Annotated in this window: 23 protein-coding genes; 10 read left to right on the forward strand and 13 right to left on the reverse strand. The window is 60.4% G+C overall.

Annotated elements, in window-relative coordinates; all coding sequences use genetic code 11:
• Positions 1–98: 98 nt before the first annotated feature.
• Complete coding sequence (locus HGP14_RS01680) at positions 99–374, reverse strand: hypothetical protein (RefSeq protein WP_168828112.1); 276 nt, start codon at positions 372–374, stop codon at positions 99–101.
• A gap of 11 nt (positions 375–385) precedes the next feature.
• Entirely contained in the window at positions 386–3,112 is a 2,727-nt protein-coding gene (gene mutS / locus HGP14_RS01685; protein WP_168828113.1) for a DNA mismatch repair protein MutS, read from the reverse strand.
• 113 nt (positions 3,113–3,225) lie between these two features.
• On the opposite strand from mutS, the gene HGP14_RS01690 reads away from it, so the two are divergent.
• The gene (locus tag HGP14_RS01690) at positions 3,226–5,508 is read left to right on the forward strand and encodes an NADP-dependent malic enzyme (protein ID WP_168828114.1); all 2,283 of its coding nucleotides are present in this window, start codon (positions 3,226–3,228) and stop codon (positions 5,506–5,508) included.
• A 60-nt stretch (positions 5,509–5,568) separates the two neighbouring features.
• Here HGP14_RS01690 and HGP14_RS01695 read toward each other — a convergent pair whose 3' ends face one another.
• From HGP14_RS01695 to HGP14_RS01715, 5 genes are all read right to left on the reverse strand, one after another.
• The gene (locus HGP14_RS01695) at positions 5,569–6,444 is read right to left on the reverse strand and encodes a GNAT family N-acetyltransferase (RefSeq protein WP_168828115.1); all 876 of its coding nucleotides are present in this window, start codon (positions 6,442–6,444) and stop codon (positions 5,569–5,571) included.
• Positions 6,445–6,546: 102 nt separating this feature from the next.
• Positions 6,547–8,784, reverse strand: a complete 2,238-nt coding sequence (locus HGP14_RS01700; RefSeq protein WP_168828116.1) for a hybrid sensor histidine kinase/response regulator — start codon at positions 8,782–8,784, stop codon at positions 6,547–6,549.
• Positions 8,785–8,839: 55 nt separating this feature from the next.
• Positions 8,840–9,343 carry a signal peptidase II gene (gene lspA, locus HGP14_RS01705; RefSeq protein ID WP_168828117.1) on the reverse strand — a complete coding sequence of 168 codons (504 nt, stop codon included), beginning with the start codon at positions 9,341–9,343 and terminating at the stop codon, positions 8,840–8,842.
• Positions 9,340–10,200, reverse strand: a complete 861-nt coding sequence (locus tag HGP14_RS01710; RefSeq protein WP_168828118.1) for a TrmH family RNA methyltransferase — start codon at positions 10,198–10,200, stop codon at positions 9,340–9,342. Before HGP14_RS01710 ends, lspA begins: the two co-directional genes overlap by 4 nt.
• Entirely contained in the window at positions 10,197–11,294 is a 1,098-nt protein-coding gene (locus HGP14_RS01715; RefSeq protein WP_168828119.1) for a class I SAM-dependent methyltransferase, read from the reverse strand. The genes HGP14_RS01710 and HGP14_RS01715 overlap by 4 nt, the downstream gene beginning before the upstream one ends.
• A 116-nt stretch (positions 11,295–11,410) precedes the next feature.
• On the opposite strand from HGP14_RS01715, the gene HGP14_RS01720 reads away from it, so the two are divergent.
• Both HGP14_RS01720 and HGP14_RS01725 read left to right on the forward strand, forming a co-directional pair.
• Positions 11,411–11,863: an SRPBCC family protein gene (locus HGP14_RS01720; protein WP_168828120.1), complete on the forward strand. Its 453-nt coding sequence runs from the start codon at positions 11,411–11,413 to the stop codon at positions 11,861–11,863.
• Between the two features lie 21 nt (positions 11,864–11,884).
• Positions 11,885–12,343, forward strand: coding sequence for an N-acetyltransferase family protein (locus HGP14_RS01725; protein ID WP_409527055.1), 459 nt, complete (start codon positions 11,885–11,887; stop codon positions 12,341–12,343).
• A 10-nt stretch (positions 12,344–12,353) separates the two neighbouring features.
• On the opposite strand, the gene HGP14_RS01730 is transcribed toward HGP14_RS01725, so the two are convergent.
• From HGP14_RS01730 to sppA, 3 genes are all read right to left on the reverse strand, one after another.
• Positions 12,354–12,686 carry a LapA family protein gene (locus tag HGP14_RS01730; RefSeq protein ID WP_168828121.1) on the reverse strand — a complete coding sequence of 111 codons (333 nt, stop codon included), beginning with the start codon at positions 12,684–12,686 and terminating at the stop codon, positions 12,354–12,356.
• Positions 12,687–12,796: 110 nt separating this feature from the next.
• The gene (locus HGP14_RS01735) at positions 12,797–13,096 is read right to left on the reverse strand and encodes an integration host factor subunit beta (protein ID WP_160007056.1); all 300 of its coding nucleotides are present in this window, start codon (positions 13,094–13,096) and stop codon (positions 12,797–12,799) included.
• A 29-nt stretch (positions 13,097–13,125) separates the two neighbouring features.
• Entirely contained in the window at positions 13,126–14,076 is a 951-nt protein-coding gene (sppA, locus tag HGP14_RS01740) for a signal peptide peptidase SppA (RefSeq protein WP_168828122.1), read from the reverse strand.
• 217 nt (positions 14,077–14,293) lie between these two features.
• Between sppA and lptC the strand changes: the two genes are divergently transcribed.
• The 6 genes from lptC (at position 14,294) to ptsN (ending at position 19,467) form a co-directional block, all read left to right on the forward strand.
• Positions 14,294–14,959, forward strand: a complete 666-nt coding sequence (gene lptC / locus HGP14_RS01745; RefSeq protein WP_168828123.1) for an LPS export ABC transporter periplasmic protein LptC — start codon at positions 14,294–14,296, stop codon at positions 14,957–14,959.
• A 14-nt stretch (positions 14,960–14,973) separates the two neighbouring features.
• Entirely contained in the window at positions 14,974–15,585 is a 612-nt protein-coding gene (locus tag HGP14_RS01750; protein ID WP_168828124.1) for an LptA/OstA family protein, read from the forward strand.
• Between the two features lie 15 nt (positions 15,586–15,600).
• Positions 15,601–16,413, forward strand: coding sequence for an LPS export ABC transporter ATP-binding protein (lptB, locus tag HGP14_RS01755; RefSeq protein ID WP_168828125.1), 813 nt, complete (start codon positions 15,601–15,603; stop codon positions 16,411–16,413).
• Positions 16,414–16,568: 155 nt separating this feature from the next.
• Complete coding sequence (rpoN, locus tag HGP14_RS01760; protein ID WP_168828126.1) at positions 16,569–18,101, forward strand: RNA polymerase factor sigma-54; 1,533 nt, start codon at positions 16,569–16,571, stop codon at positions 18,099–18,101.
• Positions 18,102–18,354: 253 nt separating this feature from the next.
• Positions 18,355–18,930, forward strand: coding sequence for a ribosome hibernation-promoting factor, HPF/YfiA family (hpf, locus tag HGP14_RS01765; RefSeq protein ID WP_168828127.1), 576 nt, complete (start codon positions 18,355–18,357; stop codon positions 18,928–18,930).
• Between the two features lie 72 nt (positions 18,931–19,002).
• Positions 19,003–19,467, forward strand: a complete 465-nt coding sequence (ptsN, locus tag HGP14_RS01770; RefSeq protein ID WP_168828128.1) for a PTS IIA-like nitrogen regulatory protein PtsN — start codon at positions 19,003–19,005, stop codon at positions 19,465–19,467.
• Positions 19,468–19,541: 74 nt separating this feature from the next.
• Here the strand turns inward: ptsN and HGP14_RS01775 are convergent, their stop codons facing one another.
• The 3 genes from HGP14_RS01775 to HGP14_RS01785 form a co-directional block, all read right to left on the reverse strand.
• A complete protein-coding gene (locus HGP14_RS01775; protein WP_168828129.1) occupies positions 19,542–21,884 on the reverse strand; it encodes a methyl-accepting chemotaxis protein in 2,343 nt (780 codons plus the stop codon).
• A 226-nt stretch (positions 21,885–22,110) separates the two neighbouring features.
• Entirely contained in the window at positions 22,111–23,010 is a 900-nt protein-coding gene (locus HGP14_RS01780; RefSeq protein ID WP_168828130.1) for a ribokinase, read from the reverse strand.
• Between the two features lie 50 nt (positions 23,011–23,060).
• Positions 23,061–24,284 carry a DNA recombination protein RmuC gene (locus HGP14_RS01785; protein ID WP_168828131.1) on the reverse strand — a complete coding sequence of 408 codons (1,224 nt, stop codon included), beginning with the start codon at positions 24,282–24,284 and terminating at the stop codon, positions 23,061–23,063.
• Positions 24,285–24,490: 206 nt separating this feature from the next.
• On the opposite strand from HGP14_RS01785, the gene HGP14_RS01790 reads away from it, so the two are divergent.
• Complete coding sequence (locus tag HGP14_RS01790; protein ID WP_168828132.1) at positions 24,491–25,987, forward strand: globin-coupled sensor protein; 1,497 nt, start codon at positions 24,491–24,493, stop codon at positions 25,985–25,987.

A 25,987-nucleotide genomic window follows, 5' to 3' on the forward strand; every position in this document is an offset into this window, starting at 1 on the left:
AGCCTCTTTGCCCGGCGTTTGACACGGGCTTTCATACTGCAAGAACCCTTAATTTTGGCGAAAAGGTGGTTGCCTTCTCCCTTGGGAAGGAAGGGCTCTCAAGCCGCGACTTGTTCATTCACCGAGTAAAGGACGCTGCGTGCCTCGCCGGCAATCGCGTCAACAGTGGCTTTATCGCATTCGCGGTAGCCAGCCTTGGCAATGGCAGTCGCAAGCTCGCAGATGATAGCACACGATCGCGTGATTTCGAGCATGCCGAAGGGGGAGTTCCAGCCGCGGGGGGTGCCATGCTCGTCCGCATTGCGCAACGCTTCGAGGACGGTGAACATTTCGGCAAGGCGCCGGGTTTCCTGCAGGAGACTGCCCATGAACATTGCGGCTCTCCCTAGGTCATCTGCTTTTTGAGATCATAAAGCGCATCCAGCGCCTCGCGCGGCGTCATGTCGTCGAGGCTCATTGCCTTCAGCGCCTCTTCGACCTTCGAGGGCTTGCGATTTGTATCCTCGCGGCGCACGGCGACTTGAAAGAGCGGCAGGTCATCGATCAGCTGGCTCGCCGGATTCTTGCGGTCGGCATCCTCCAGACGGCTCAATACATCACGGGCTCTGGCGACGACTGAGGCGGGAAGGCCAGCCAGGCGTGCGACCTGGATACCGTAGGAGCGGTCAGCGGCGCCGGGACCGACTTCATGCAGGAAAATGACGTCGCCGTCCCATTCCTTCACTTTCATCGTCGCGTTTGACAGGCGGGGAAGCTTTTCGGAAAGCGCTGTCAGCTCATGGAAATGGGTGGCGAAGAGCCCGCGGCAGCGGTTGGCCTCGTGCAGATGCTCGACCGCCGCCCAGGCGATGGACAGACCGTCGAACGTTGCGGTGCCGCGGCCGATTTCATCGAGGATGACCAGCGAGCGGTCGGTCGCCTGGTTGAGGATCGCCGAGGTTTCGACCATTTCGACCATGAAGGTCGACCGACCGCGCGCCAAATCATCCGAGGCCCCCACGCGGGAGAAGAGCCGGTCGACGATGCCGATATGTGCCGAGGTGGCGGGCACGAAGGAGCCCATCTGGGCGAGGATTGCAATCAATGCATTCTGGCGGAGGAACGTCGACTTACCGCCCATGTTCGGACCGGTGAGCAGCCAGATTGCCCCGTCCTTGCCGCCCGAACTCGGCGAGAGGTCGCAATTGTTGGCGACGAACGGGCCGGAGGACTGGCGCCGCAGCGCCTGCTCGACAACCGGGTGACGACCGCCTTCGATCGAAAACATCTTCGATCCGTCGACGAGGGGCCGGCAGTAGGCCTGTTCCTCGGCAAGCAAGGCGAGGCTGGCCGCAACGTCGATGACTGCAAGTGCCCGGGCCCCAGCCTTGATCGTCTCTGCTTCAGCGACCACCGCTGCCGCCATCCGGTCGAAGGCTTCGAGCTCGATCTGCAATGCCCGGTCGGCTGCGTTCGCGATGCGGCTTTCGAGGTCGGCAAGCTCGGTGGTTGTGAAGCGCATGGCGTTCGCCATCGTCTGGCGATGGATGAAGCGGGCCTTGGCGTCGGGCGTATCCGTCATCGGCCCGGCATTGCCGGCGGTCACCTCGATAAAATAGCCGAGGACGTTGTTGTGCTTGATCTTCAGCGATTTGATGCCGGTCTCATCCGCGTACTGCAGCTGCAATCCGGCTATGACCCGGCGCGACTGGTCTCGCAGCGCCCGTACCTCGTCGAGTTCGGCATTGGCGCCGTCACGCAGGAAGCCGCCGTCGCGCTTCAGAAGCGGCAGTTCGTCGGCGAGCGTTTCAGTAAGCAGCGTTTCGAGTGCCGATGGCAATGCTTGCAGGCCGGAAAGCGCCTTGCCGAGTTCTTCCGGGAGAAGCGCTGTGCCAAGCAGTCCGGCCACGTCGGCAGCGGCACCCAGTCCCTGCCGGATCGCCCAGAGATCGCGGGGACCACCGCGATCGAGGGCGAGGCGGGAGAGTGCGCGCGGCATATCCGGCACATGCTTCAGTGCGTCGCGCAGATCGCCGCAGAGCGACGGCTCCTCCATGAGGAAGCCGATCGAGTCCAATCGCTCGTTGATATGGGAAGGATCGGTCAGCGGCGACATCAGCCGCTCGGCGAGAAGTCGAGCTCCACCCCCGGTGACGGTGCGGTCGATCGCTTTCAAGAGCGAGCCGTTCCGGTCGCCCGACAGCGTGCGGGCAAGCTCCAGATTGGCCCGGGTTGCGGGATCGATGAAGAGCGTCGAGGCGCCGCTCTCCCGCTCCGGCTTGCCTAGGGGCGGGCGTTCCGCGATCTGCGTCTTTTCGACGTAGGCGACGGCCGCCGCCGCGGCGGCGAGTTCGGCGCGGGAGAAGGTGCCGAAACCGTCGAGCGTGGAGACGCCGAAGTAGCGGACGATGCGGCTTTCCGCTGTTGCGCTGTCGAAGAGAACGGCCGGCTGCGGCACGGCAGTGCGGCCGAGCACGTCGAAGACCGGCTTCAACTCAGCATCATGGAAGATCGTATCGGGCAGGATCAGTTCGCGCGGATCGATGCGCAGGATATCTGCGAGCAGTCGCGAGCTTTCCGTCTCCGCAAGCCGGAAAACACCGGTCGATATGTCGATCCAGGCAAGCGCCATCACCGGCTCGGATGTGCCGCGAATCCGGGTAAGCGCCATCAGATAGTTCGATTCCGAGGGCGAAAGCAGCTTTTCCTCGGTGATCGTGCCTGGTGTGACGAGTCGGATGACATCGCGTTTGACGACGGATTTCGAACCGCGCTTCTTCGCCTCCGCCGGGTCTTCCACCTGTTCACAAACAGCGACGCGGAAACCGAGCGCGATCAGTTTCTGCAGATAGTCATCTGCCGCATGCACCGGCACGCCGCACATCGGGATATCCTGCCCCATGTGCTGACCCCGTTTCGTCAGGGTAATGCCGAGTGCGCGCGAGGCCTCCAGCGCATCCTCGAAGAACAGCTCGTAGAAATCGCCCATACGATAGAAGAGCAGCGAACCGGGATTGTTCGCCTTGATCTCGATGTACTGCTCCATCATCGGCGTTGCCGACGCGCGGCTTTCTTCCGTGGCAAGCTCGGCCGCGGTGAAGGCTTCGTTTCCGGTGTCTATTCGTGCGTTCACGGGGTTGCAGTTTTTCCCAAAAAAACAGGTGCCAACCCTATCCGCGCGCCGCTATAGATGACAACAGCTATTCAGGAAGGGCAACGCGTCGCCCACAAGACGTTGGAGGAGAAATGGCAGATACCGAGAAGAAAGACCGTCCGATCCGTACGGTCAGTGACAATGAAGCGCTCGAATTTCACGCTATGGGGCGGCCCGGGAAGCTGGAAATCAACCCGACCAAGCCGATGGCGACGCAACGCGATCTTTCGCTTGCCTATTCGCCGGGCGTCGCAGTGCCGGTCAAGGCAATCGCTGCCGACCCTGGTACGGCTTATGACTATACGACACGTGGCAATATGGTGGCCGTCATCTCCAACGGCACGGCGATTCTCGGTCTCGGCAACCTCGGGGCGCTTGCCTCGAAGCCGGTGATGGAAGGCAAGTCCGTTCTGTTCAAGCGCTTCGCCGATGTCGATTCGATCGACCTCGAAATCGACACGGAAAATGTCGACGAGTTCATCAACTGCGTGCGCTTCCTCGGCCCCTCCTTCGGCGGCATCAATCTGGAGGATATCAAGGCTCCCGACTGCTTCATCATCGAGCAGCGGCTGCGCGAGTTGATGGATATCCCTGTCTTTCACGACGACCAGCATGGAACGGCGATCATTGCAGCCGCCGGCCTCATCAATGCGCTGGAGCTGACCGGACGAGACCTGAAGACGACGAAACTCGTCTGCAACGGTGCCGGGGCCGCGGCAATCGCCTGCGTTGAACTCATCAAGGCGATGGGCTTCAATCCGGAGAACGTCATTCTCGTCGATACCAAGGGCGTGATCTACCAGGGCCGCACCGAGGGCATGAACCAGTGGAAGTCGGCGCACGCGGCAAAGACCAAGGCGCGCACTCTGGAGCAAGCCATGAAGGGTGCGGACGTCGTTTTCGGCCTGTCCCAGAAGGGTGCTTTTACGGAAGACATGATCCGCTCGATGGCGGAACGGCCGATCATCTTTGCGATGGCCAATCCCGATCCGGAAATCACGCCGGAAGAGGTCGCCCGCATCCGCGATGATGCCATCATGGCGACGGGGCGCTCCGACTACCCGAACCAGGTGAACAACGTTCTCGGCTTCCCTTACATCTTCCGCGGTGCGCTCGACGTGCGGGCAACGACGATCAACGACGAGATGAAGATCGCTGCCGTCGAAGCGCTTGCCGCTCTGGCGCGCGAGGACGTGCCGGACGACGTCGTTGCCGCTTACCAGGGCAACCGGCCGCGCTTCGGCGCGCAGTACATCATTCCGGTTCCCTTCGATCCGCGCTTGATCTCGGCGATCCCGGCGGCAGTGGCGGAGGCTGCGATCAAGAGCGGTGTCGCCCGCAAGGCGATCACCGACATGGCCGGCTATCGGCGCGAGCTTTCGGCCCGGCGCGATCCGATCGCCTCGACGCTCGCGAGCCTCTATGAGCGGGTGCGCCGGCGCCCGAAGCGCATCGTCTTTGCCGAGGCGGAGGAGGAGCAGGTCCTGCGCGCGGCGATGTCCTATGCCAACCAGGAGCTGGGCACCGCAATCCTTCTCGGCCGCGAAGACCTGATAAGGGCAACAGCGGAGCGCGCCGGTATCGACCTTAACCGGCCGGGCCTCGAGATCGTCAACGCACGCATTTCGACCCGTGGCGAAGTCTATATCGATTATTTGTATGCACGATTGCAGCGGGACGGTTATCTCCACCGCGATGTGACACGCCTCATCCATAACGATCGCAATCATTTCGCCGCCTGCATGGTCGCGCTCGGCGATGCGGATGGCATGGTCACGGGCCTCACCCGCAACTATTCGACGGCGCTGGAAGACGTGCGCCGCTGCATCGATGAGAAGCCCGGTCACCGTGTCATTGGCGTTTCGCTGGTGCTTGCGCGCGGCCGCACGGTCTTTGTTGCCGATACCGCGGTTCACGACATGCCGACCGCCGAGGCGCTCGCGGATATTGCCGAGGAAGCGGCAGGTCTTGCACGCCGCATGGGTTATCACCCGCGCGTTGCGCTGCTCGCCTATTCGAGCTTTGGCCATCCCTCGGGTGAACGCTCGGAGCGCATACGCGAGGCGGTGAAGATCCTCGATAAGCGTCGCGTCGATTTCGAATACGACGGCGAAATGGCGGCTGATGTGGCGTTGAACCGCAGGGTAATGGACCAATACCCGTTCTGCCGCCTGTCTGCGCCGGCAAACGTACTGGTCATGCCAGCCTTCCACTCGGCCTCGATCTCCACGAAGATGCTGCAGGAGCTTGGCGGATCGACGGTCATCGGCCCGATCCTGGTCGGCCTCGACAAGGCCGTTCAGATCACCTCGATGGGGGCCAAGGATTCCGACATCGTCAATATGGCCGCGATTGCAGCTTACTCGGCCGGGTGATCCCAACAAAAAGCCCGCCTCGAGCTTTCGAGGCGGGCTTTTGATTGAACTTCCAGGAAATCAGCTTGCGAAACGGCCGGCGTCGGCGCCGTAGTAGTTCAGATAGCGATCTGAAATGCTCGCGATCGGCAGCACGATCAGCACATCCGTCGTGTTGAAAGCATGGTCGACGACAGCCGTCGACCCGACCATGGCACCGAGGCGAAGATATCCTTTGATGAGCGGCGGAAGCGCCATCAGGGCTTTCTTCGGGTTGACGGCTTCCTGCGGCATCAGATCCATGTCGCGCGCCAGATGCGGCAGCGCGCTGACTGCCCATTCGCCCTTGGCAAGAACGGTATGGTGCAGGAAGGAAAGCGCCAGCGCGTGGCTCTCCGGATAGACGCCAGGGAAGGAGGCGCAACCGAACATGGCGCTCATGCCGTGCTTCAGCGCGTAAGCCCAGTTACCCTGCCACAGAAGTTCGACCGTGCGCTTCGTGCGGTATTCCGGCAGCACGCAGGAGCGGCCGAGCTCCATGAAACGCTTGTCCGGATGGCGTGCGAGAAGCTCGTCGATCGCGAATTCGGAAGCCGAGTAAAAACCGCCATTCGCCATGGCTACGTCCTGGCGCAGCAGGCGGTAGGTGCCGACGATCTGGTCTTCCGTGTCGCCTTCTATCGAGTTGTCGAGAACAAGAAGGTGATCGCAGAAGGCGTCGTAAGCGTCGAAATCGCGTTCGCGGCGCATGGCTTCCGGCGGGAGCTGTGCCTGCATTTCCTGAACGAAAACCCGGTAGCGCACATGCTGTGCCGCATCGATCTCGCGCGCGTTGCGGGCGAGGCGGGTTTCGAGGTTGCCGATGCGGCCCATGACGTCGCCTTCCTTTGGCGCGACAGGCGTTGCAGGCGGAGCAGCCTCCGCCGTCGTGTCGCGATTAAGGATGTCGATAGACATGCTGATTCTCCGGTTGCCGGCTCATGGCGTGTCATAAAACACTTCTATGCGACAGGAAAGTGACATGGAGTTTACGGAAAAACGTCGTTTTTGTCACCCCGCTCAGAGCGCTTCGGCACGGCGGGCGGAAAGGGCTGCGACGGCATGGATTTCCGTCAATAGCCGGATTGGGTCGACAGGTTTCAGCATCACACGATTTGCACCGGCCAGCAGTACTTGGCGGCGCGACTCGTCCCGGCTATCGGCAGTCAGCACGATCACCGGCACCGGAACGACCTGCAGCCGCCGTTCGTGACCTCGCAACCGGCCGATCATTTCAACGCCTTCGCCGCCGGGCATCGTGAGATCGCTGATGATAATGTCCGGCCGGGTGCTGCCTTCGGCAAGGGCGCAGTCGAGCAGCGTTTCGAAATCTTCGACGTGGTGAACGCGGTGTCCGCCCTTTTCCAGCATGGCACGGATGAGCATCGCATTGATCGGATCGTCCTCGCCGAACAGGACACTCAGCCCTCCTTGCACATTCGGCTCGGGAACGGCAGCCGCGAAGCCGGGCTGGTTGTCGTTCAGCGCGTCGCGCTTCTCCATTCCGCGCATGCGGCCGCGCAGCACGTCGATCAGCGATTGCTCACGAAGCGGCCGGATGAGCCAGGCATCGAAAAGATCAAGCGGGTGGGCATTGCGCTCTTCCGGGTTGACGAGAAGGGTCTTGCGCAGACCGAGATCAGCAATTTCGACCCGGTCGGCGAGGTGCCTGGTAAATTCCGCAGACATGCGGTGATCGACAATAATGTCCGTCGGGCGGTGGCCTCTCGCGGCGATCGCGAGAAGCGTTTGCCGCGCCTCTTCGCCATCGCCCACCAAATGACATTCGCCGCCAAGTGCGACGATCGTCTCGGCGATGGCGGCGCGCGCCGCACCGGCTGGCGCCAGAAGCAGGACAATATTGCCGGCAAGCAGCAATTTGCGCCGGCCACGGCCGTCTTCCGGGATTCCGGCGGGAAAGCGGATCGTGAATTCACTGCCCTTGCCCTTTTCGCTGGCGACGGTGAGCGATCCCCCGAACTCACGCATGATGCGGGCGGAAATGGTTAGGCCGAGCCCGGTGCCGGCGCTCTTTTCCATCATGGTTCCTCCCTGCTCGAACTCACCGAAGATCCGCGCCTGCTCGTCCGCCGTCATACCCGGACCGCTGTCCGACACGGTGGTCATCAGGTCGTCGCCGTCCAAGGACACGCGGATGAACACGCCGCCGGCCTGAGTGAATTTCACTGCATTGCCGATGACGTTGAAAAGCACCTGGCGCAGCCGGGCAGGGTCGAAACTCATGAATTCCGGCACGTCGGAGGAAACCGTCGCGCCGATCTCGATGCCCTTCTCATGGGCGCGGTGGGCGAGCATCTCGACGACACTTTCGAGAAGCTGCCGCAGCGATTCGCTACGAGGACGAAGCTGGAAGCGGCCGACCTCGATGGTTGAGAAGTCGAGGAGGTCTTCGACGAGCTGGACCAGCGCGTGACCGGACTGGCGGATGCCGCCAACATAATTCTGCTGCTCCTGGGTCATCTGGGCCTGCTCCAGCAGGTGCGTCATCCCGAGAATGCCCGATAGCGGCGTTCGGATTTCATGGCTGACGGTCGCAAGCAAGCGGGATTTGGCGGCGCTGTTATATTCGGCCTTTTGGCGTGCCTCCTCGCGTGCCTGCGTAGAAAGGCGCTCCGCAGTCACATCGCTGGCGACGCTTTGAATCAGCAGGCGGCCGTCTGCGGGATCGCGCGTGACAACGTCATGCCAGACGAAGACGCGCTGTCCTTCCGGCGTCGAAATCTCGACATCGAAGCGGTGCGGATCGGCGCTCGGGCGAAAGGCAATGCCGATTTCCTCGCATGTCTGTCCTTTAGGCTTCGGACGTCCTGTCAGGCGGCAAAAGGTGGCGTTGGCGCCGACGATCCGCCGGTCGATCGTGCGGGTTACGGTGATGTCGCCAAGTGCGTCGTGAACATTGGCGAAGAGCTCCGCCGCGTGGCTTGCCTGCAGCGGATTGCCGCTCCCTTGCCGAGGCTTTGTCCGGCGGCCTGCCGCGTAACCGAAGAGGGCCATAGTGAGAACGGCGAAGCCGATGGCGAACAGTTCGAGCCCACCGGCCTGCCCGAGCATGACCAGCGCGATAGCCACGCAAAAGCCGAAGCCACCGAGCCAGTAGGAGAGAAGGATGCGGAGCGGCCGCCTTCGGTTTGCAGTCACAGGCTGTGCAGCATCATCTGCTGCCCGCGGATCATGCGGCTTGGCAGCAGCGCCAAATGCGGCGGCAAGTCGTTCCTGCATCTGAGCCAGACTGTGCATAATCTCTGGCTAACATAGCCGCCGTTCCGAATGCCTTCAGGAAAAGCGTAAAGTTTTAGCCTTTCGCCTTTTTCGGCTGCAGAAGCTCGTCCAGGATGACGCAGCCGGCACCAACCGTGATGAAACTGTCGGCAAGGTTGAAGACCGCGAAGGACCAGGTCTGGGTGTGAAAGAGAATATAATCGATCACGTGCCCGTAAAGAAAGCGGTCGACCAGATTGCCTAACGCGCCGGCAATAATCAGCGCAAAGCCTGTATGCGCGATCCATCGATCGTTCGAGGTGCGATGCCAAAGCCAGATCACGAAGGCAACGATGATGAGCCGCATGCCGACGATGAACCAGCCGTCCATGCCCGACAGCATCGAAAAGGCGACGCCGAGATTGTAGGTGCGATAGAGCGCCAGCATCGGGATGACCGGCACCACCTCGTGTAGCGGCAGATAATGATCGACGGCGATCTTGACGATCTGGTCGATAACGACCGCGACGAGAATGAAGATCAGGATCGGCAGCGGTCGCGAGAAGAGCGCAGGACGGTCAAGCGGCTGTTCGGTCATTTGCCCTCGGAAAGTGAAAGGAGATGGCGGCGCGCTTCGAAAAGCATGACAGCGCTGGCAATCGCGAGGTTGAGGGAGTCCGCACGCCCCTGTTGCGGTATCCGCGCGAGCGCATCCGCCTCCCTTGCCAGCTGGTCCGGCAGGCCGGACTGCTCATTGCCCATCAGGATGACGACCGGTTTCTTCCTGTAGTCGATCGTGCGGTAATCGACGGAGCCGGCAAGGTGTGTGGCAACGACCGACACGCCTGCAGATTTCTTCCAGGCGATGAACTCTTCAGGCGTCGCCTTGGCGACGGGCACGGCAAAGACGGAGCCCATGGTGGCGCGCACGGTTTCGAGCGAGAAGGGGTCCGTGGTCTCCCCGAGAAGGATCACGCCGGAGGCGCCAGCGGCATCCGCCGTTCTGATGATCGTCCCGAGATTGCCGGGATCGCGCACGCGGTCGAGCGCAATCCACGTCTCTCCGTCCTTCGGGCGTATTTCCTTCAGCGGCTTCCAGCGTTGCTCGAAAATTCCGACGACCATTTGCGGATTGTCGCGGCGGGTGACGGACGAAAGCACCTTTTCGCTGACCTCAAGCACGAGGCCGCCCGAGGCGACGGTCTTGGCCGCCATCTGCTCGACAAGCGGCTTGCCTTTGACCGCCTTGGCATAGACCAGCGTGCGGATCGCCCAGCCGAGTTCGATCGCATCGATCACAAGCTTCAGGCCCTCGGCCATGAAGGTGCCGCTCTCCTCGCGCGACTTCTTATTGCTCAGCGCTTTGATGTCCTTGATGATCGGATTGGCAAGCGAGGTGACCTCCTTCACATGCCCGACCTTGTGCGGGCCGTGGCCCCGATGTTCATGGCTCATTTCGGCACCCAGCGGGAGAAGAGAGAGGTCGATAGCGCGCGGCCCGGTGTCTTGCCGTCAAGGCCCGCCTCGCGGATCACGAGTTCGCCGGATTCGACCACCCCGCCGGCGCCGCGCATCGTCTCGCGCATCAGCTCATGGATCGAATAGAAGCTGGCGCGGATCGAATAGGCGGTCAGCACCAGGCCGAGTGCCTGTGGCGAAAGGATTTCGCGGCAGATGTCGAGCATCAGCGGCAGGTGTTCGAAGAGATGCCAGACTTCGCCGTTCGGACCACGGCCGAATTTCGGCGGATCGGTAAGGATGATGTCGTAGGTGTTGCCGCGGCGTTCCTCGCGCAGGATGAATTTCATCGCATCTTCGCAGATCCAGCGGATCGGCAGTTTTTCCATCCGGCCGAGCGCCTGATTTTCACGCGCCCAGCCAATCGCCTTCTTGGAGGCGTCGACATGGGTGACTTCCGCGCCAGCCGCCGCCGCGACCAGCGACGCGACGCCGGTATAGCCGAAAAGGTTCAAGACTTTCAGCGGCCGGCCCGCTGCCTCCACCTGTTGCTTCATCCAGCTCCAATGGACGATCTGTTCCGGAAAGACGCCGACATGGCGGAAGGAGGTAAAACGTCCATAGAAATCGACGCCGAGAAGATGCAGCGGCCAGATTTCGCCGAGCGCCTCCTTCGGAAAGCGCCAGCGGCCGGTTCCCTCCTCATCGGTATCGCCGGTAAAAACCGCATCGACCTTTTCCCAGACATGGGGTGCCAGCGACGGCTGCCAGAGCGCCTGGCCTTCCGGGCGGACGATGCGATAGGGGCCGTATTGTTCGAGCTTCAGGCTGTTGCCGCTGTCGATGAGGTGGAAGTCGCCCGCTCCGGAGGATTCCAGAATGACCGGAACGCGCTCCAGGGGGCGGTCGCCGGTGCGGCTCTTCAGAGGCCGCTCGTTCGCTCCGGGCACGGTCGCTTCGCGCATGGTCTCCCGCGCAGTCGCGGGCTTGGCCTCCGCTTTTGCCGGGCGGCTTGGACGCTCGTCACGGCGGTGATGGCCGGGGGAACCAGCGGGCGGCTTGTGGCCCGACCGGCGCTCTTTCTGTCTCAACGTGTTTTCCGCGTCTCAAATTTTGATAGAGCCCGTGCAAATAGCATCCCCTGTCACCTTGGCAAAGTGCTTTCCCGCTGTGATAAGTTGGAGAATTGAAACGGGAGGACCTGCGCATGGACATGACTGGCGAAGAACGCATCAATGCCCCTCGTGACGTAGTGTGGGCGGCCTTGAACGATCCGGATGTGTTGAAGCGATGCATTCCTGGCTGTCAAAGCCTCGAAATGAAGTCGCCGACGGAGCTTGCCGCAATCGTCAAAGTCAAGATAGGGCCGGTGTCGGCCACCTTTAACGGTGAGGTGACGCTCACCAACGTCAAAGCGCCGGAAAGCTACACGATCTCGGGTGAGGGTAAGGGCGGGGTCGCAGGCTTTGCCAAGGGCGGAGCCGATGTTGCCTTGAACGAGGATGGGGCGGAGACCGTGCTGCAATATGCGGTGAAAGCGCAGATAGGCGGCAAGCTGGCCCAACTCGGCGCCCGGCTGGTGGATACGACGTCGCACAAGCTTGCGCAGCAGTTCTTTGCAAATTTCAATTCAGTCGTGAGCGAAAAGGCCGCGCAATAGCGGCCTTCGAAGGTGCGGCCGATGACGTCCTATCACTCACCTCCCTTGGAGTGCGCGGTCAGACATTCCCGTGCGTCGGACAGCGAACTGCTCGGCGACATTTACCTTAGTGTGCGCAAGCAGACGTTCACCTGGGTCGATCCCGGCAGTTTTCGCCGCGAGGATTTCCTCGCGCATTCGCAGGGCGAAATGGTCTGGGTTGCCGAAGCGCGGGATGGCGAGATCGCCGGGTTCATGACACTCTGGGCTGAGGACGATTTTATCCACATGCTCTACATCCGGAAGGAATGGCAGGGCAGGGGCGTTGGAACCGCGCTTTTGGAAGCCCTGCCCGAGTGGCCGCGCCGAAAATACCGATTGAAATGCCTGACCAACAACCGGAACGCCAAGGCGTTCTATGCCCGTCACGGTTTCGTCGTGACTGGAAACGGCACGTCCGCCGAAGGTGACTACGAAGAACTGAGCTTTATTCCTGCCTGAGGGCGGCCGGTCAGTGGGAAGGCAACTGGCCGGTCATCTCTTCGGCCCGCGTCTTATGACGATCGGCCTCGCTCTGCCAGCGAATGGCTTCCTTCGCCTCGATTTTCGCGCGCTTGCGGTGTTTGCCCTGAGTAAACCACGTGACGGCGGAACCGATCAGCATGCCGATGATCAAGGCGATGAAGAGGAAAATGAACAACGGCGCCGAGACGGCGAGAACCTGGTCTTGCGGCTGGAAGGGGTTGAAAGCCAGCGTCACACTCTGCCGGTTGGCAACGCAGAAGACGATGAGAATGATGCCCAGCGGCAGCAAAATCAAAAGGTTGATGATCTTCTTCGCCATCCCGGCCTCCGCGCTTGGTCGCGCCGGCTCGACGCGGCGCATGATCGCTCACCAGAATAGAAAGGTGTGCGCGAAGTTCAAGCGCGGTTTCGTCGCAACCCGGATCAGCCTCAGTCTTCCTGATCCGCCTGGCCGGGATTCAGCCGCTCGCGCAACTCCTTGCCGGTCTTGAAGAAGGGCACCCACTTCTCTTCGACGAAGACGGTGTCGCCCGTACGCGGATTGCGGCCGGAGCGCGAAGGACGATTTTTGACGGAAAATGCGCCGAAGCCGCGCAGCTCCACGCGGTTGCCCGCTGCGAGCGCATCGGTGATCTCGTCGAGAACCGCGTTGACGATGTTCTCGACATCCCGGTGATAAAGATGCGGGTTGCGCGCTGCAACAATCTGCACCAGTTCCGACTTGATCACGGTCTCCCCCTTAAATTATTGATTTCTTATTAATCCCGGCCAAACTGCCAAACTGAAACGAGCCCGTCAAGGAGCAACTTTTGGGGGAGAATTGCGGCGATGTCCTGACCCTTCACGAGATCGCCATACCCGAACAACACTGCGACCCTGGAAACAGCGTCAGCGAGCAGAAAAGGTGTGCTGCTCTTCTTGTTCCAATCGACGATCGGCAGATCCTTGCTGACATTTCGCCCGGCAAGATAAGTGCGGATCTCGGCATCGCCGCCGATCTGGTCAATGAGCTTTAGCTTTACCGCCTGACGGCCGGTAAAGATCGTGCCGTCCGCCAGCTTCAGCGCTTCATCGCGTGGGAGTTTGCGGCGATCGGCGACGAGATCGACAAACCAGCCATAGCTATCCATGACCATGTTTTGGATCATCGCCTTGGCCTCTTCGCTGGCCGGATGGAAAGGCGACGGCTCCGCCTTCAGCGGCGACGATTTAATCTCCTGTAGCGAGACCCCCAGCTTATCAAGCAAAGGCTGGACCTGAGGGTACTGAAAAATCACGCCGATCGAGCCGGTGAGCGAGCTTTCTCCGGCAATGATCGTATCGCCGGCGGTCGCGATCATGTAGCCAGCGGAAGCCGCCAGCGTTCGGACGTCGGAGACGACCGGCTTCTTCGCTGCGATTGCCCGGATCGCCTTGAATATCTTTTCGCCGCCGTAGGTCGTACCCCCCGGGGAGGAAATGGAAACGATAACGCCTTTGACGCGATCGCTCTCCTCGATCTTCTTGAGCCGCTCAAGGAGTTCGTCGTTGTCGGTGATGAGGCCGGAAATCGTGACATGAGCGATGTGCGGCCGTCCTGTCTCGATGTCGCCCGCGACAAATTCGTAGAGCGCGAAGCCGAGCGCGACAAAAAGCACGACCGCGGCGATGCGCCAGAAACTAAGTTTGCGGCGAAGCCTGCGGCGATCCGCGATCGTCGAACTGTCCATAAAGTCCTCCAGAGCCGCGGGGGCGGCCACATGCAACACGGCATCAGATAAGGCGGCGCTCCGCCTTCGGAAATGCCGGTGTGCCTCGTTTTCTTGCCTTATTTGCTTGTTGCAAAAAAAAATCCATATTGGCAAGCCAGTGTAATAATGCGAAACGATCTGTGATCGGCTGAAGCACTTCCTATATACAGGCCCCGATCACCGACACGGAAACGCAATGCTCAACACGCTAAACAGCAGCGGGACGCCTGCCTTTGCCAGGCCTGAACGGAGCGCCTACACGGCTGCGCTTTTCCATTCCGCGCGCGTCCGGCGCCTGAAGATCCTGTTGCCTGTCGCTGCCGTCATGGTTTCGCTGGCCTTCATTGCAGTCTCGATGGTCCGCGCTTACCTGCCGGAAAACCTAAAAATCGAAGGCGCCAAGATCGAAAACGGGAAGGTCGTCATGGAAAAACCGGCAATCGCCGGACGCAATTCCGATGGCATCAACTATTCGATGCTCGCTGAGCGCGCGCTGCAGGACATCAAGAATCCCAATCTCATCACGCTCGAAACGATCAAGGCGGCAGTGCCGGTCCACGACGATCTGATTGCCCGCGTCGAGGCCTCCACAGCCGACTACGACCGCGCCACCGACAATCTTGTGATGAACGATCCCTTCACCATTCTGCTCAGTAACGGTCTGACGGCGAATTTCCAGTCTGCCAAGCTCGATATCAAGGGCGGCAAGATGACGACGGATACCCCGATCCACATTCAAAAAGACGGCGCATCGGTTGTTGCGGATTCGCTTCAGATGACGGATAAGGGGCGCGTGATCACATTCGAGGGGAACGTGCGCATGAATGTCGATCCAACCGTCATTCGCAAACAGGGCACCTAACAGCCGGGTCACTCATGACAAAAGATAGTCACTCTTCAATTCGCAAGTCTGGCTTAGCGCTCAGCGGCTGCGCCTTGGCGCTTCTGGTGACCGCGGGGGCAGCTTTCGCACAAGCCACAACGAGCCAGATGAATGGCTTAAAGCTCGACAGCAACAAACCGATCCAGATCGAAAGCGATAAGCTTGAGATTCACGACCAGGAGCACAAGGCCGACTTTACCGGCAAGGTAAAGGTCGTGCAGGGAACAACAACCCTGGAGGCCGGCCATATGACTGTCTTCTACAAGGCACAGCCAGATGGTTCAAAGGCGCCGGCAGACGGTTCAAAGCCCGATGCAGCTGCCGCCTCCATTTCATCCGGCAATGCCGATATTGACCACATCATCGTTACCGACAAGGTTTTCCTGAGCTCAGGCACCCAAACGGCAACAGCCGACGACGGCTCCTTCGACATGGCCAAGCAGCTCTTCATCCTGAAGGGCGACAAGGTCGTGCTGACCGATGGGCCGAACGTCTTCACAGGCTGCCAGCTCACCGTTGAGATGCAGACCGGACACGCGCAACTGGATAGCTGCGGGGGGCGCGTCCAGATTCAGCTCGATCCGCAATCCCAGAAAAAGAACTGAAACCGGCCTCCCGACGTGAAATTATTTTCGTTTTTAACCGCGTTCGGCAAGTCCGGGCCGCAATCCGCAGCGGATCCCGGTGCCGGCGGGGACAAGAGTCGCTACCAGGGGACGCTGATCGCGCGCGGCCTCACGAAGACCTATGGGACGCGGCGCGTTGTCAATGGCGTGTCGCTGGTCGTACGGCGCGGCGAAGCCGTCGGCCTCCTAGGGCCTAACGGCGCCGGTAAGACGACCTGTTTTTACATGATCACAGGTCTGGTTCCGGTGGACGAGGGCACCATCGAAATCGACGGCAATGACGTGACGACGATGCCGATGTATCGCCGGTCGCGCCTCGGGGTCGGCTATCTGCCGCAGGAGGCTTCGATCTTTCGTGGCTTGACGGTCGAGGAGAATATCCGGGCCGTGCTCGAAGTCCACGAGAAGAACAAGGCAGAGCGCGAGAAGAAGCTGGATGAACTCCTGGAAGAGTTCCATATCTCCAAGCTGCGAAAGGCGGCGGCGGTTTCGCTATCGGGTGGTGAGCGGCGCCGTCTGGAAATCGCTCGCGCCCTTGCAACCGATCCGACTTTCATGCTGCTGGACGAGCCGTTTGCGGGCGTTGACCCTATCTCGGTCGCTGACATCCAGAACCTCGTACATCATCTGACGGCGCGTGGCATCGGCGTTCTGATTACCGACCACAATGTGCGCGAGACCCTCGGTCTCATCGATCGCGCCTATATCATCCATGCTGGCGAAGTGCTGACTCACGGCCGGGCGAACGACATCGTCAACAATCCTGAAGTGCGCCGGCTCTACCTGGGCGATAAATTCAGCCTTTGACAGGATCTAAGGCGATCGAAATTCGCCTTCCTGTCATACTTGCGCTTGACCAAATAGGATAAAAAAGCAATTTTTGGGCCAAGTTGGTTTCCGCGGCCCGGACGATTGTTCAGGCGTGGTTTCCCGGGAAAATGAACGGGAGTTTCGCGTCGGCTATGGCTTTGTCAGCCAATCTTTTCCTGCGACAAAACCAGTCGTTGGTCATGACGCCGCAACTGATGCAATCCATCCAGTTGCTGCAGATGACGCATGTCGAACTGGTCCAGTTCATCGCCCAGGAAGTCGAGAAAAACCCGTTGCTCGAATTTCCGTCAGATGACGCGGAAACCGGCAGTGATTACGACCCGCAGGATGAGGCGCACGGACGCCAGCCGGATGACGACCGCGCCGATGCGCTTTCCGGAGACTGGTACGACAACGGTACCGACGGTAACGGCAGCCGGCTGAAAGAAGAGCTGGACGCCAATTATGCCAACGTCTTTCAGGACGATGGAGCGCCGGCGCGGGTTGATGCACCGGAGCTGATCAGTCAGTGGAAGTCGATGCCGGGAAGCGGCGACGGCGAGAATTACGATCTCGACGATTTTGTTGCAGGGCAGGTTTCGCTCAAGGATTACCTCGCGCAACAAGTTCCATTCATTCTGCCGGATATGGCTGACCGGTTGATCGCACAGCAGATGGTCGACCAGCTCGATGAGGCTGGTTATCTGCAGGGCGACGTTGCTGAGATCGGCGGCAGGTTGAACGCCGATCCCACGACGGCCGAACGTGTTCTTGCCGCGCTGCAGACGCTCGATCCGCCCGGCGTTTTCGCGCGCAACCTTGCCGAGTGCCTGTCGATCCAGCTGAAGCAGAAAGATCGCTTCGATCCCGCCATGCAGGCGCTCATCGCCAACCTCGAGCTGCTGGCACGGCGAGATTTTGCGACGCTCAAGCGGCTTTGCGGGGTTGACGAGGAAGACCTGCTCGACATGCTCGCGGAGATCCGCCAGCTGAATCCGAAGCCCGGCAGCAGCTTCCAGACGGGCGTTTCCGAAGCGATCATGCCGGATGTGGTCGTGCGGGCGTCGTCGGATGGCGGCTGGCTGGTGGAGTTGAACCCCGATACACTCCCCCGCGTGCTGGTCAACCAGTCCTATTTCGCGAATGTGAGCAAGAACTCCAGCGAATACGCATTCTTGTCGGAATGCCTTCAGAACGCCAACTGGCTCACGCGCAGTCTCGATCAGCGCGCAAAGACGATCGTGAAGGTGGCCAGCGAGATCGTTCGTCAGCAGGATGCCTTTCTGATGCATGGCGTCGACCATCTGCGGCCCCTGAATCTGAAGACCGTTGCCGATGCGATCAAAATGCATGAGTCGACGGTCAGCCGCGTCACCTCGAACAAATACATTCTGACGCCGCGTGGCCTTTTCGAACTCAAATATTTCTTCACGGTATCGATCAGTGCGGTGGAAGGCGGTGAAAGTCATTCGGCCGAGGCGGTTCGCCATAGGATCCGCACCCTGATCATGCAGGAAGGTTCGGATGCGGTCCTCTCCGACGATGACATTGTCGACATCCTGAAAAAGGAGGGCATCGATCTCGCTCGCCGTACGGTTGCAAAATACCGGGAAGCGATGAACATACCCTCTTCCGTTCAACGGCGGCGTGAGAAGCGAGCTTTGGCGAAGGTTGCCGGCTTTTAGAAAGCCATGCCAGATCAACCCTTATCAGTGCATCCAAATATGTGACACGCCCGGCCGTTGACTTTTTGTTAACGTGCCGCTAGAAGGCCGCCGCAATTAGCGCTGTGAAGCGTTCAGACTTATCCCCATCATCCTCAGGGCGCTTGAAGCACGCAACTTAAGCCGATCTTGCTTGAGTTTGCGCGAAGTGCTTGGATGAGCTGTAGCCTTGGCGTAAACTGGTGCCGCAACCACTTATAAGAAGGGAAACTCCATGAGTGTGCGTGTATCCGGTAAACATATGGAAATTGGTGACTCGTTTCGTCAGAGGATCGAGGACCACATGGACACGGCCATCACGAAGTACTTCGACGGAGGATATTCTGGGCAGGTGATTGTCGAGAAATCGAGTGCGCGCTTTTCCGCCGATTGCAAGCTTCATCTCGATAGCGGGGTGGTTTTGCATGCAGCAGGAGAGGCGATGGATCCGCAGCTGGCATTCGAGGCCGCTTCGGAGCGTATCGAGAAGCGTCTGCGCCGCTACAAGCGCAAGCTCAAGGATCACCATGCCGGAAACCATCTTAACGGGTCAGCCGAAGTCGCCTATACGGTGATGGACGCTGTCCCGGACCATGAAGAAGAGGTTCCCGACGATTTTGCCCCGGCAATTGTTGCCGAGAGCACGAAGCAGTTGAAGACCATGTCCGTTGCGACCGCCGTCATGGCGCTCGATATGACAGACGAGCCGTTGCTTCTGTTCCGCAGCCCGGGCAAGGAACATTTGAACATCGTTTACCGCAGGCATGACGGTAATATTGGCTGGATCGACGCAGCCAATATCAAGAGCTGACATCCGGGTGATGGGTAGCGGCGGCGGCGCCGTTTCCCAATCATCCGGTTTCGGCGACAAAAGGAAAAAGAAATGGCATTGGCAGATCTGCTGCACCAGGATGCGATCATTCCCGCCCTAAGGGTAAATTCCAAGAAACAGTTGCTTCAGGAGCTGGCCGCAAAGGCCTCCAAGGTTACAGGCCTTTCCGAGCGGGAAATTTTCGACGTCGTTCTGCAGCGCGAGCGTCTCGGCTCGACGGGTGTCGGTAACGGCATCGCCATTCCGCATGGCAAGCTTCCGAGCGTACGCTCGATCGTAGGCGTCTTTGCGCGGCTGGAAAGTCCGGTCGATTTCGAAGCCCTGGATGATCAGCCGGTCGATCTGGTGTTTCTTCTCCTTGCTCCAGAAGGGGCAGGGGCTGATCACCTGAAGGCGCTCTCGCGCATTGCACGCGTGCTTCGCGATCAGGACCTCGTCGCGAAACTGCGCGCCACCGATTCCGCGTCGGCGATCTATGCCTTCCTTAACGAAGAGCAGGCATCGAACGCCGCCTGAGTGGCAGCTGATGGCTTAAACGAAGAGAGGCGCCTGAGCTCAGGCGCCTCTCTTCGTTTGCGGAAGCTGATTGCTCAGAATTCTTCCCAATTGTCCTGTGCAATGGCTGCCGAGCCGTGTGACTGCGGAAGAGGCCGGCGCGGCGCTGGAGCCGCGGAACGGTAGGCAGGGGCAGGCGCTGCAGCGGAGCGCATCTTCTGTGCCGTCGAGCGTAGCGTGCTCGCATTGCTCTGACCCGACACGCGGAAGCGGAGCACGAGAGCGTTGAGCGTCTGCGCTTCGTCGTTTAGCGCAACGCTGGCTGCCGTCGCCTCTTCCACCATTGCCGCATTCTGCTGGGTGACCTGGTCCATCTGGTTCATGGCCTGGTTGATTTCCTTGAGGCCGATCGCCTGTTCGCTTGCGGAGGCTGAAATCTGCCGGATGAGCCCGTTGATATTCATGACCTGCTCGGAAATCTTGTGCAGCGTGCCGCCGGCGCGGCCGACGAGTTCGACGCCTTCCTTCACCTGGACGGCCGAGGTATTGATCAGCGTCTTGATCTCCTTGGCGGCATTGGCGGACCGCTGTGCCAGCTCTCTGACTTCCTGTGCGACCACTGCGAAGCCCTTGCCTGCCTCGCCGGCACGGGCGGCTTCGACCCCGGCATTCAGCGCCAGGAGGTTTGTCTGGAAGGCGATCTCATCGATAACGCCGATGATCCGAGAGACCTCCGTCGACGATTGCTCGATGCCCTGCATGGAGGCAATTGCCTTTTGCACGACTTCGCCAGACTTTTCCGCGTCTTCGCAGGCGAGGTTGACATTATCCGCGGCCGTACGTGCATTCTCCGCACTGAAATTGACCTGCGCCGTCAGCTCGTTGAGGGCGGCGGCGGTCTCTTCCAGACTTGCCGCCTGCTGTTCCGTACGCTTGGCAAGATCCGAGGCGCTGTTGCTGATTTCGCTCGTGCCCGAGCCGATGTTCACGACGCTGAGGTTCATCGTGTTGACGGTTTCCTCGAGGCTTGCGAGGGCAGCGTTGAAATCCTCCTTCAGCTTGGCGTATTCACCCGGGAACTCTACCGTGATGCGGTGGCCGAGGTTGCCTTGCGACAGTTCGGAAAGACCGGCGCCTACAACCGACACGATCTGCCGCTGGAGAGCGACGGCATCCTGGCGTTCGGCTTCCGAGCGGCTGCGCTCGCTTTCGGCGGCATGGCGCTGATCATTGGCTTCTGCTTCCAGGCGCTGCGTATCGGCAAGCGCGAAGCGGAAGCCTTCGAGGGCCTTGGCAACCGAGCCGATCTCGTCGGCACGATCCTGACCGGCCACCGGTTCCTCGTACTTGCCGTTGCTGAGCGCGCGAACACTGGCGACGAGGCCGCCGAGCGGGTTCTGAACAAGACCGCGCACGGCGAAATAGAGCGCCAGCAGGACTGCGCCGAGGACAACGATGCCGGCCGCGATCATGATGTAAGTCTGAGCTTGGACTTGTGCATTGATGGCGCTATGCGGCACGTCGACAAGCACTACCCAAGTCGCATTGAGGCCGGGGACTGCAAACGGATAGACGACCCGATCGAAAGGTTCGTTGCCATTAAAAGTCAGGTTTCTGACGACACCGGCCGTGTTCGAGGAAAGGGCTGCCTTCACCTCGGTCGCGCCATCGCCTTCGCCGTAAGGCTTGGACATGAGATCGGGCTGCGGCGCAACGATCCAGTTACCGTTCTGGGCGAGAAGGTTGACGCGTCCTGAACCGAAGGGATGCAGGGCTTGCAACTTGTCGGTCAGCGATTTCAGCGAGATATCGACACCTTCGACGCCGACCATCTTTCCGCCGGATATGACCGGATACGCGATTGAGGTCAGCAGCGTCGGGACGTCCGTGCCCTCTGCAAGATACGGCGCCGTGATGGCGCCCTTGCCGCTCTCAGCGGCAAGCTTCCACCACTCGGCTGTATAATCGTTGTCAAAGGTCGAAAATTGGATCGCACCGTCCTTCGTCTTCGACCAGTAGGGCGAAAAGGCACCATTCTTGTTCGTGCCCTCGTCGAGGTTGTTGGCGATCTCCGTCGTCTTGCCGTCCAAAGCCCCAAGTTGCTCGCAGAACCAGCTGCCGAAGGCGAAAGCGTTCTGCTCGAGATTGGCCTTGAGAACATTGATCATGCCCTTGCGATCAAAGTCCTTGCCGTCGAGACCGCGGCCGAGGACGCCCGACATCGAGCGGGCCGCGCTGCCAAGTTCGCCGACAGCGCCGGCGATCTCGTTGGCAATCGATTTTGCTTCGAGATCGGCCTGATCCATCGTCAGCGTCTGAACGCGATCGCGGGTTTGATCGATCAGGTAGAGATTGAAGACCAACAAGACGAGCGCGATGGCCGCGCCAGTGATGAGGATGAGCTTTGCGGCTAGCGACTTCATGCGAAAGATGAACATGGTGCCTCGGCAGGAGCGACGCACCGGAGGCGCATTCTCCGGCACAGGCATGGATATGCCGCGCCGTCATGGAGCAGCCCTGAGTTGCCGGGCTGCTAGAAGAGGCCCGGCGATCGACAGAATGATGGCCGGAAACCTCTTAAATTTGAATGAAACTCTATGGATTCAGGCTGCTAGTGCCTTGATTGGACTCGCTTTCTGCGAGTGGGGGTTGAAACAGACAAGGCTATATCTTGTTTGCGACTTCGGCAGACAGTGGAATGGACGGCTGCGCTCCAGCCTTGAGGCATGCAAGCGATCCGGCGACCGCTGCCCGGCGCAGTGCTTTGTGAAAATCCACGCCCTCATCGAGGCTTGCGGCGAAATAGCCGCAGAAGGTATCACCGGCGCCGACCGTGTCCACGGGTTCGATCTTGAGCCCCTGTGCCCGCAGGATTTTTCCGTCCCGGATGGCGATGACGCCCTCAGCGCCGAGGGTTACGATCAAGGTCTGACCGGTCTCCCCGTGCAGGAGCTTCAGCGCCGCCTCGCGGTCGGCTGCGTTCATGCCGTCCTGACCAGCCAGGCGCTCGAACTCCGTTTCGTTGGCAATGACGATATCGGCAAGACGTCCGAGACGCGGGGCGTCGACAGTGAGGGGAGCGAGGTTGAGAATAGTGGTTACGCCTTTCCCGCGCGCGGCGGCAAGTGCGTGCTCGACGGCCGAACCTGGCACTTCCAGCTGCAAGACAAGAATATCGCCCTCGCGCATCGCGTCGAGCGCACGATTGGCGTCCGAGGCGGTAAGGGTGCCGTTTGCACCCGGGACAACGGCGATCATGTTCTCGCCGTCTCCGCCTACGAGGATCAGCGCCGTGCCGGTCGGCCCGTCGACATGCTTGACGCCCGCAAGCTGCGTCCCTGCCTGATCAAGAAGCGCCAGCGCCGGAGCGGCGAACTCATCCTTGCCGACCGCGCCGACCATATGCACCACCCGTCCGGCGCGTTGTGCTGCCAGTGCCTGATTAGCTCCCTTGCCGCCGGCTGCCGTCGCGAACCCGTTGCCCGCCACCGTTTCACCGGGCTTAGGCAGCCGGTCGGTCGTGGCGATAAGGTCCATGTTGATGGAGCCGAAAACTGTGATCATAAGGGTGTTCCGTCCAAGCCTTTATTTGGACGCGACAGTGCCCGATGGCCTCACTCCTCGTCAACCACTCTCAGCTTCAGGAGACCGGTGCGACTTTCGACCGACTTCGCCGCAGGCGCGCTTTCACGTTCCTCCTTGAGCGCTTCCGCTCCCTCGAATTCCAGCGCCTCGATCTTGGCGCCACGTTTCGTGAGCTTATCGGTCGATGTGATGATCTGATCAACATCCCGCTGCGCTTGCGAAAAATGGGTCTGCAGCTTGCGAACACGCTCGTCGAGGCGTCCCAGATCATCCATGAGGGTGGCGACTTCGCCCTGAATGACGTGCGCCTGCGCGCGCATGCGCTGATCCTTCAGGACGGCCTGGATAACCTGGATCGACAACATCAACAGCGAGGGAGAGACGATGACGATGCGGGAACGATGCGCCTTCTGCACGACCGGTTCGAAGTTCTCGTGGATTTCAGCGAAGATCGACTCCGAGGGAACGAAGAGAAAGGCAGTGTCCTGCGTTTCGCCCTGGATAAGATATTTTTCCGAGATATCGCGGATATGAATTTCCATGTCGCGGCGAAACTGCTGCGAGGCAAGCTTGGTTGCCTCCGGATTGCCCGCGTCGCGAATGGCATTCCAGGCCTCGAGGGGAAACTTAGCATCGATGACCAGCGGCGGCGCGCCGTTCGGCATGCGCACGGTGCAGTCGGGGCGGGAGCCGTTGGAAAGCGTCTGCTGGAAACCATAGGCGCCCATCGGTAGCCCATCGGCAACGATGGTCTCCATGCGCGACTGTCCGAAAGCGCCGCGCGTTTGCTTGTTGGAGAGGATGGCTTGGAGTCCGACGACATCCTTCGCTAGGGTTTGGATGTTATTCTGAGCCGCATCGATGACTGCCAGCCGCTCCTGCAGGCGCTGGAGGTTCTCATGCGTCGACTTCGTCTGCTCGCTGATCGTCGTGCTCACACGCTGCGACATGCCGTCGAGGCGCTGATTGATAGCCTGGTTGAGCTCGGCCTGGCGAGTCCCGAAGACCTCGGCCATGGTCGAGATACGTCCCTGCATCTCGGCCTGGATCTTCAGAAGTTCGGCCATGCGGGCGTCCGCCTCGGCCGCCCTCATCGCCGCCTCCTCAGTTTGTTCGCGGCGGAGGCTGCTGCTTCTGAAAAGCAGGACAATCAGCGCTAAAACGATGGCGGCGATAGTGCCACCTGCGAGGGCAAGCATGGCTGGGCTGAGCCCAGCGAGCGAAATTGTCAGCGAGTCGGTAACATTGTTCATGCCGGCACAATAACAAACTCGGCAGCAATGGCTAGATCAAAACGTGAACAGATCCACAGCGCAGATTGCGATGCAAAATATCGCAGGGTCTGCGAGGTGAAGCTCTTTGAAATATTCGTCTGGGTTAACGAATGCTCAACTATATTTTCGAATTGTCCTTTTGACACAAACCTTTATCGCGCCCAAGCGCCAGACAGAGATACATCATGACCAGTCAGCAATCCGAAAACGCACTCAAGCAGCGTCTCGATTTTATCGGCCTCGACGGCGAGGCACGTAAGATGATGCGGGAGTTGCGGCCGGTGATCGGCGAGCTGGTCGGCGGTGCCCTGGAAAAGTTCTACGGAAAGATCGCAAGGACGCCTGCCGTCGCCAGCTTCTTTTCCGATAAGGCGCATGTGAACCATGCCAAGAAGCGGCAGGAGGATCACTGGGCGAACCTCGCCGGCGGCAATTTCGACGATAGCTACGTGAACGGCGTCAAGGCAGTCGGCAAAACGCATGCCCGGATTGGCCTGGAGCCGCGCTGGTATATCGGCGGCTACGCAATCGTCATGTCGGAACTCGTCAAAGGCATCATGGAAAAGCAGTGGCCGTCACGCTTCGGCCGCCAGCAGGGCAAGGTGCTTGCGGAAAAGCTCACCGCCGTCATCAAAGCCGGCATGCTCGACATGGACTATTCCATCTCCGTCTATCTCGAGACGCTGGATGAGAAGCGCCGCGCGCTGGAAGAGGAGCGTGCCAAGGCGGAAGAGGACAAGGCAATTGCGCTTGCTCACCTGCGCCGCGGACTGGAAGCTCTCTCGAATGGCGATCTCGAAGCGACGCTGCCGGCGGACCTTCCGGGTCAATTCGGCCAGATGGCGGAGGATTATAACCGGGCGGTTGCGGCTCTCCGCGTCTCGTTCGCCTCGGTACGCAGCAGTTCGGGCGAGATCAAGAGCGGTGCGGACGTAATCTCCAAGGCAACCGACGATCTGGCGCTTCGTACGGCGCAACAGGCCGCCGGCGTTGAGGAAAGCTCCGCCGCCCTCCAGCAACTCTCCGTTAGCGTTGCCCAGACGGCGGCAAATGCCGAAAAGGCGTCCGGCGCGGTGCGCGAGACGCAGCAGAAAGCGAAGAGCTCCGGCGAACTGGTGACGAGTGCCGTGTCGGCTATGGCGGGCATCGAAAAGTCGTCCACCGAGATTGCTAAGATCATCGGTGTAATCGATGAAATTGCCTTTCAGACGAACCTTCTGGCGCTCAATGCGGGTGTCGAGGCTGCGCGTGCGGGCGAGGCGGGCAAGGGCTTTGCCGTCGTCGCGCAGGAGGTGCGTCAGCTTGCGCAGCGTACGGCCGATGCCGCCAAGGAGATCAAGAACCTGATCTCCGAAAGCTCCATGCAGGTGAATGAGGGCGTCGGCATCGTCAGCAGCACCGGCGAAGCTCTCAGCGATATGATCAGCCGCATCGACGTCATCAACCGCTTCGTCGCAGATATCGCGGCGGCTGCGCGGGATCAGGCAACGGGGGTCAACGAAGTCAGCATCGCGATCCGCAACATGGATACGATCACCCAGCAGAATTCCGGCATGGTTGAAAATACGTCGGCAGAAACCCGGCGGCTGCGCGCTGAGGTCGACAACCTCGTGGCGCTGTTGCAGCGCTTCAATATCCGCTCGCAGGAGCGCCGGGCGCTGGCATCCCGCCGCGCCGCTTGA

The organism is Rhizobium sp. P32RR-XVIII (assembly GCF_012641395.1).
Classification (GTDB): Bacteria; Pseudomonadota; Alphaproteobacteria; order Rhizobiales; family Rhizobiaceae; genus Rhizobium.

What these genes read in the sequence shown, in the direction of transcription:
- HGP14_RS01680 (WP_168828112.1), bottom strand. Translation starts at nt 374, where the DNA reads ATGTTCATGGGCAGTCTCCTGCAGGAAACCCGGCGCCTTGCCGAAATG.
- sppA (WP_168828122.1), bottom strand. Translation starts at nt 14,076, where the DNA reads ATGGACAGTTCGACGATCGCGGATCGCCGCAGGCTTCGCCGCAAACTT.
- rpoN (WP_168828126.1), top strand. Translation starts at nt 16,569, where the DNA reads ATGGCTTTGTCAGCCAATCTTTTCCTGCGACAAAACCAGTCGTTGGTC.
- HGP14_RS01775 (WP_168828129.1), bottom strand. Translation starts at nt 21,884, where the DNA reads ATGTTCATCTTTCGCATGAAGTCGCTAGCCGCAAAGCTCATCCTCATC.
- HGP14_RS01730 (WP_168828121.1), bottom strand. Translation starts at nt 12,686, where the DNA reads ATGGCGAAGAAGATCATCAACCTTTTGATTTTGCTGCCGCTGGGCATC.
- HGP14_RS01750 (WP_168828124.1), top strand. Translation starts at nt 14,974, where the DNA reads ATGACAAAAGATAGTCACTCTTCAATTCGCAAGTCTGGCTTAGCGCTC.
- ptsN (WP_168828128.1), top strand. Translation starts at nt 19,003, where the DNA reads ATGGCATTGGCAGATCTGCTGCACCAGGATGCGATCATTCCCGCCCTA.
- HGP14_RS01720 (WP_168828120.1), top strand. Translation starts at nt 11,411, where the DNA reads ATGGACATGACTGGCGAAGAACGCATCAATGCCCCTCGTGACGTAGTG.
- hpf (WP_168828127.1), top strand. Translation starts at nt 18,355, where the DNA reads ATGAGTGTGCGTGTATCCGGTAAACATATGGAAATTGGTGACTCGTTT.
- lspA (WP_168828117.1), bottom strand. Translation starts at nt 9,343, where the DNA reads ATGACCGAACAGCCGCTTGACCGTCCTGCGCTCTTCTCGCGACCGCTG.
- HGP14_RS01695 (WP_168828115.1), bottom strand. Translation starts at nt 6,444, where the DNA reads ATGTCTATCGACATCCTTAATCGCGACACGACGGCGGAGGCTGCTCCG.
- HGP14_RS01725 (WP_409527055.1), top strand. Translation starts at nt 11,885, where the DNA reads ATGACGTCCTATCACTCACCTCCCTTGGAGTGCGCGGTCAGACATTCC.
- HGP14_RS01710 (WP_168828118.1), bottom strand. Translation starts at nt 10,200, where the DNA reads ATGAGCCATGAACATCGGGGCCACGGCCCGCACAAGGTCGGGCATGTG.
- HGP14_RS01790 (WP_168828132.1), top strand. Translation starts at nt 24,491, where the DNA reads ATGACCAGTCAGCAATCCGAAAACGCACTCAAGCAGCGTCTCGATTTT.
- HGP14_RS01780 (WP_168828130.1), bottom strand. Translation starts at nt 23,010, where the DNA reads ATGATCACAGTTTTCGGCTCCATCAACATGGACCTTATCGCCACGACC.
- HGP14_RS01690 (WP_168828114.1), top strand. Translation starts at nt 3,226, where the DNA reads ATGGCAGATACCGAGAAGAAAGACCGTCCGATCCGTACGGTCAGTGAC.
- HGP14_RS01700 (WP_168828116.1), bottom strand. Translation starts at nt 8,784, where the DNA reads ATGCACAGTCTGGCTCAGATGCAGGAACGACTTGCCGCCGCATTTGGC.
- lptC (WP_168828123.1), top strand. Translation starts at nt 14,294, where the DNA reads ATGCTCAACACGCTAAACAGCAGCGGGACGCCTGCCTTTGCCAGGCCT.
- HGP14_RS01785 (WP_168828131.1), bottom strand. Translation starts at nt 24,284, where the DNA reads ATGAACAATGTTACCGACTCGCTGACAATTTCGCTCGCTGGGCTCAGC.